Source organism: Plantactinospora alkalitolerans (genome assembly GCF_015690345.1).
Lineage (GTDB): Bacteria > Actinomycetota > Actinomycetes > Mycobacteriales > Micromonosporaceae > Plantactinospora > Plantactinospora alkalitolerans.
On sequence record NZ_JADPUN010000367.1, the window covers coordinates 1 to 5,540 of the forward strand.

The following is a 5,540-nucleotide window of genomic DNA, read 5'->3' on the forward strand; positions in this document are numbered from 1 at the left end:
ACTCGACTTCGGCGAGGCGACCATCTCCGAGGAGGACGAGCAGTCGAGGCGTACGCAGATCTGGTGTGACGCCCCGATCGGCGAACCTCGCGCCGGCCCCGGCAGCCGGCGCTGCCAGCGGTTCGCCGGCCACCCCGGCGGCTGCGCCACCTGACCGCGTCGAACCTAGTGGTCGGACCGGGTGAGCATCGCGGCGATCCGGGCCACCCCGGCCCGGACCTCGGCCGGATCCGGCGGCTGCCGGGGTTGCGCGGCGGCGCGGGCGCTCTCCCCGATCAGTTCCTCGTCACCGACGTCCTCGTAGTCGCCGTAGACGGTGGCCTCGTCCAACTCCACCGCCTCGTCCTCGACCGCGATCTGCGCGGCGGCGATCTCGGCCCGGATCTCCTCGGCGGACACCCGGGGCAGCAGCGGCTCGACCACGGCCATCAGTTCCTCGTCGGCCACCACCGACTCGGCCAGCGCCAGCGCGTGTGGTCGCTCGTACGGCCCGCAGACCACCGGCTCCCACTCCTCGTCGTCGTCGAGCGGACCGAAGGTGATGATCCAGGGCAGCGCAAGGATCGGCGAGTCGTCCGGAAGCTCCAACGTCACTAGTGCGCCCACGCGACCCATCATCGCGGTGTTCGACGTGCTATTAGTGGCTTTTGCCCGAATCGCAGCGCTCGTCGCTTCTACCCCGGCCGCTCACTCTCGGTTTCCGCGCTCACCCGGCTCCGGCGACTCCGGCCGAACCGGATCGGAAGCCGCATCCCCGGAGCCGGCCGGCTCGGGATCCGGAGCCTTCGCGGCGGCCGGCTCGGGATCCGGAGCCTTCGCGGCCGTCGGGTCGGGGACCGGCGCTCCGCCGGCGGCCAGATCCCGGATCCGCCCGTGCCGGCCGGTCGCCGCGATCGCCGCGCCGAAGAGGAGGAGCTGGTTCAACAGGTAGAGATAGATCAGCAAACCGACCGCCCCGGCCACCACCGTGTACGCCGGATTCCGCTCCCACCGCACCACGTAGTACCGGCCCAGCGAGTTGAGCAGGGTGATGCCCAGAGCCACGAAGAGCACCGGCGGCAGCCAGCGCCGGAAGCTCATCCGCAGTCGGGGCACGGCGAGCAGCAGCGCCGAACCCAGCACCACGTTGATCAGGAGCGCCAGCAGCCAGCTACAGATCGACAACAGCACCGACCGGGCGCCCAGCAGCCAACTGAGCAACGACTCCAACGCGTCCACGGCGCCGACCGAGAGCCCGAGCAGCAGGAAGATCACCAGCAGGATCGCCAGGTCGACCAGTTGGCGGAAGACGATGTAGCCCGGATGCTGGTCCAGCCGGTGGATCAGCCGTTGGGACGAGCGGATCGACTCGACCCAACCGATTCCGGTGACCGCCAGCAGGATCAGCCCGATGATGCCGGGGCGGCTGCTGCTCTGCCGGATCTGTTCGGGGTCGACGAACGGCAGGTTCCGCTGGATGAAGCCGACGATCACCCGACCGCTCTCGGCACTGTCCCCGAGCAACGCGCCCAGGACCGCGTACGCCACCAGGCCGAGGGCGAAGACCGCGAAGAAGCCGTAGTACGCGATGGCCGCCGCCAGCCGCCCGCCGAGTACATCGGTGTAACGCCCCACCGCTCGGGCGAGGTGATCGAACCAGGGCGATCGCCGACGATGCGCGGTCAGCCGCCGGTCGATCCGGGCCAACAACCGCTCGAAGGCGTTCACGCCGCCATCCTTGCCCATCGCCCCGCCGTTCGGGGGCCGGTCAACCCGGCGCGCCGGTTTTGCGGTCAACCGCCGAGGGCGAAGTCCCGTCGGGGCTGCCAGCGGGAGTCGCCGTTGTGCGAGAACAGGGTGAACTTCTCCACCTTGAACAGCGCAGAGAAGTCGGCCAGGTCCTCGTAGACCCGGTCCAGCGCCTCGGGCGCGACGTCCTGGGCGACGGTCACGTGCGGGTGGTACGGAAAACGGCTCTCCCGGCGCAGCTCTGGCGCCTTGGTGATCGCCCCGGCGAGCAGCTCGCACTCGCTGATTCCCGCCGCGACCACCACGAAGACCACCTCGGTGATCGGCCGGAACGTGCCGGTACCCCGCAGGTGCAGCAGATACGGTCGGTGCGCGGCGGCGACCTCGGCCAGGTGGCGCTCCACCGCCGGCAGGCTCGCCAGCGAGATGTCGGTCGGCCCGAGCAGCGTCAGATGCGCCGGGACGTACTCGGCCTGCGGGTCACCCGCCTCCGCCCGTCGACGGGTCAGGAACTCGCGCCACGGCTCCGGGACGTCCACGGCGATCCCGACCCGGGTCACCGGGAACTCGGGGTCCTGCGATCCGTCCGTGACAACCACACTCCGCTCCACTTCACCCTCGCACCGGCGCCCCAGACCGACGAGCACGTCCCTGGTGACCGGTGGACTTCCCCCGCCACCGCGCTTACGAGATCTAACTGTTCCTTGCCCCCGGCAGGAACCCGACCCGGTCGTACGCCTCGCGCAGGGTCGCCGAGGCGATCGTGCGGGCCTTCTCCGCGCCGAGCGCCAGCAGCTTGTCGAGCTGCGCCGGGTCGTCCAGGAAACCCTGGGTCCGCTGCTGGATCGGCCGGACGAACTCCGTCACCACCTCGGCCAGGTCCTTCTTCAGGTCGCCGTAGCCCTTACCCGCGTACGCGCCGACCAGGTCCTCGATCGTCCGGCCGGTGATCGCGGCGTAGATGGTCAGCAGGTTGGCGATCCCCGGCTTCTGCTCCGGTTCGAAGATGATCTCCCGGCCGGTGTCGGTGACCGCAGACCTGATCTTCTTGGCCGACCGGGCCGGATCGTCCAGCAGCATGATGATCCCGGCCGGCGACGACGCCGACTTGGACATCTTCGCCGTGGGATCCTGGAGGTCGGTGATCTTCGCGGTGTCCCGGAGGATGTACGGGGCCGGCACGGTGAAGGTCCGGCCGAACCGGCTGTTGAACCGCTGCGCCAGGTCGCGGGTCAGCTCCAGGTGCTGGCGCTGGTCCTCGCCGACCGGTACCGCGTCGGCCTGGTAGAGCAGGATGTCGGCGGCCTGCAGGATCGGGTACGTGAACAGGCCGACGCTGGACCGGTCGGCGCCCTGCTTCACGGACTTGTCCTTGAACTGCGTCATCCGGCTCGCCTCGCCGAACCCGGTGATGCAGCTCAGCACCCAGGCGAGCTGGGCGTGCTCCGGCACCTGCGACTGGACGAACAGGGTGCACCGCTCCGGGTCCAGCCCGACGCCGAACAGCTGCGCCGCGGCGATCCGGGTCTGCTGCCGCAACGCGACCGGATCGTGGCCGGCGGTGATCGCGTGCAGGTCGACGACGCTGTAGAAGGTGTCGTGCGTCTCCTGCATCGCCACCCAGTTGCGTACCGCGCCCAGGTAGTTGCCGACGTGGAACGAGTCGGCGGTCGGCTGGATGCCGGAGAAAACCCGGGGCCGGGCAGGAACGTCGGACATGCCGGCAATTCTGACAGCATCCATGGGAGCGTGTCCCGACGCCCCTGTGCCAAATCCCGGATCGGCCGCCGACCCGGTGGAACCGGACGGGCCGGTGGCGGCTCGTACCCTGAAACCGGAGTCGGTCGGCTTCGCCGCACCCGCGCGCCGCACGGCCTGGCCGGAGGGGACAGCACTTGGTACGGAATCGGGGCGGACGCGGTGCGAGCCGTGCACGGGCGGCGGCGGACGAGGCGATGGGCGAGCTGTACCACGCCTGCTACCGGCGACTGGTCGCACAGGTCTACGCGTTCACCACGGACCTGACCGAGGCACAGGACGTGGTGCAGGAGGCGTTCGCCCGGGCGATCGCCCGGCCGCAGGGGCTCGACGACGTGGACAACCCGGAGGCGTGGCTGCGGACGGTCGCGGTGAACGTGGTCCGGCGGCGATGGCGGCGACGCCAACTGCTGGACACCATCCTGCTGCGGGACCGTCCGGTCGCCCGGCTGGTCGAGCCCGCTCCCGGGCCCGAGCGGACCGACCTGCGGGAGGCACTGGCCGGGCTGCCGGTCAGCTATCGGGAGGTCATCGTGCTGCACTACTTCGCCGACCTGCCGGTCGAGGAGATCGCCGGGCTGCTCGGCGTACCGACCGGCACGGTGAAGTCCCGGCTGTCCCGGGGCCGAACCGCGCTCGCCGCCGAACTCGGCGACTACCAGGGCGGCAGTGCCCCGGCACCGGCCACCCGAACGGGACCGGCGGTCCGGGCCGCCCGGGCCAGCGGTACGACCGGGGTGAATCATGCCTGATCGGGAGATCTCCCGTGCCGGTCTCGACGTACGGCTGGCAGACGGGCGGACGGACCTGCTGGACAGCATCGACCAGCCTCCCCTGGCCCGGATCCGGGACCGGGCGGCGGCTCGGCGCCGGCGTCGACGCGCGGCCGGCAGCGGCGGTGCGGCCCTGCTCTGCGTGGCGGTCGCGGCGACCCTGCTGCTCCAGCCCTGGACAGCCGACGGCACGGCTCCGTCCCCACCGCCGGTGGCCGACGCGCCGCCGGGCGGCCCGGTCTACACCGCGGCGGGGATCACCATCAACGGGCTCACCGGGTCGGCCGTCACCGGGATTCCCGGCACGATCAGCGACGTCGAGTTCGTCGACCCGGACCACGGCTACCTGCTGGCCGGCTGCCCGGCCGGCGCTCCCTGCCCGGTCAGCCTGGCCCGGACCGGGGACGGCGGTCTGACCTGGCAGTACAGCGAACTGCCCTGGGCCGCCGTCGGAGCGGAGCTGACCGGTTTTCCCGACGGCAATCTGATGATCACCTCCGGCGCGGACACCTACGTCTCGTTGGACCAGGGACGGAACTGGCAGCCGGTCGGGGCGGGCAGCGGCGCCGGACGCGTACCGGCGACGGCCGGCGACCTGCTCCGGGCCGGGCCGGGCGGCCGGTGCGGGCTCGCCGTCGAGGTCTGGCGGCCGGCGCTGCCCCGGGCCGGCGCTGCCGCGACCGATCCCGACCTCGACGTCTGCTGGGTGGCTCCGGCGGCCACCGCCGATGGCGCCTGGTGGGTCGGCGGTACCCGCGACGGCAACGCCGCGGTGGCGGTGACCCGGGACCGGGGTACGCACTGGCGAACGGTCGAGCTGCCCGGAACGGGTGTACCGGCCGGACCGGTGGAGGTGACCAGCCTCGGCAGTCAGGCGTACGCGACCGTGCTCGACGCCGACCGGAGGGTGCTGGCGCTGTTCCACTCCGGGGACGGCGGGCAGAGCTTCAGCCGGACCCGGTCCGGTGGCCCGGCGGCACCGCAGGGGCTGAGCGGTGAGCCGGTGCCGCTGCTCGACGGGCGACTGTTGGTGGCCGGCACCGACAGGTACTTCTACGTCAGCGCCGACCGAGGGGCGACCTTCAGCCGGGCCGAGGGCAGTCTGCCGGTCGTCGGCCGGCTGACCCGGACGGGCGCGGGATACGTCGCCTACGACCTGTTCGGCTCCGGCTGGGCCGCCTACTCCGCGGACGGCGCCACCTGGCGCAAGCTCCAGATCAACTGACCGGGCCAGATCAACTGACCGGGGCGGCCGGTCCGCCCCGGTCAGTTGATCTGGCC

Annotated in this window: 6 protein-coding genes; 2 read left to right on the plus strand and 4 right to left on the minus strand. The window is 71.8% G+C overall.

Features of this window, described 5'->3' with window-relative positions:
• Positions 1-165: 165 nt before the first annotated feature.
• The 4 genes from I0C86_RS37750 to trpS form a co-directional block, all read right to left on the minus strand.
• Positions 166-606 carry a hypothetical protein gene (locus tag I0C86_RS37750; protein ID WP_196206106.1) on the minus strand — a complete coding sequence of 147 codons (441 nt, stop codon included), beginning with the start codon at positions 604-606 and terminating at the stop codon, positions 166-168.
• Positions 607-687: 81 nt separating this feature from the next.
• Positions 688-1,707, minus strand: a complete 1,020-nt coding sequence (locus tag I0C86_RS37755) for a YhjD/YihY/BrkB family envelope integrity protein (protein ID WP_323374104.1) — start codon at positions 1,705-1,707, stop codon at positions 688-690.
• Positions 1,708-1,772: 65 nt separating this feature from the next.
• Positions 1,773-2,327, minus strand: coding sequence for a 2'-5' RNA ligase family protein (locus tag I0C86_RS37760; RefSeq protein WP_323374105.1), 555 nt, complete (start codon positions 2,325-2,327; stop codon positions 1,773-1,775).
• 94 nt (positions 2,328-2,421) lie between these two features.
• Positions 2,422-3,447, minus strand: a complete 1,026-nt coding sequence (trpS, locus tag I0C86_RS37765; RefSeq protein ID WP_196206109.1) for a tryptophan--tRNA ligase — start codon at positions 3,445-3,447, stop codon at positions 2,422-2,424.
• Positions 3,448-3,683: 236 nt separating this feature from the next.
• On the opposite strand from trpS, the gene I0C86_RS37770 reads away from it, so the two are divergent.
• Both I0C86_RS37770 and I0C86_RS37775 read left to right on the plus strand, forming a co-directional pair.
• Positions 3,684-4,238, plus strand: a complete 555-nt coding sequence (locus tag I0C86_RS37770) for an RNA polymerase sigma factor (RefSeq protein ID WP_196206110.1) — start codon at positions 3,684-3,686, stop codon at positions 4,236-4,238.
• The gene (locus I0C86_RS37775) at positions 4,231-5,484 is read left to right on the plus strand and encodes a sialidase family protein (RefSeq protein WP_196206111.1); all 1,254 of its coding nucleotides are present in this window, start codon (positions 4,231-4,233) and stop codon (positions 5,482-5,484) included. Before I0C86_RS37770 ends, I0C86_RS37775 begins: the two co-directional genes overlap by 8 nt.
• Positions 5,485-5,540: the final 56 nt, after the last annotated feature.

Coding starts and splice junctions, on each gene's coding strand:
- trpS (WP_196206109.1), bottom strand. CDS start 3,447: ATGTCCGACGTTCCTGCCCGGCCCCGGGTTTTCTCCGGCATCCAGCCG.
- I0C86_RS37770 (WP_196206110.1), top strand. CDS start 3,684: ATGGGCGAGCTGTACCACGCCTGCTACCGGCGACTGGTCGCACAGGTC.
- I0C86_RS37775 (WP_196206111.1), top strand. CDS start 4,231: ATGCCTGATCGGGAGATCTCCCGTGCCGGTCTCGACGTACGGCTGGCA.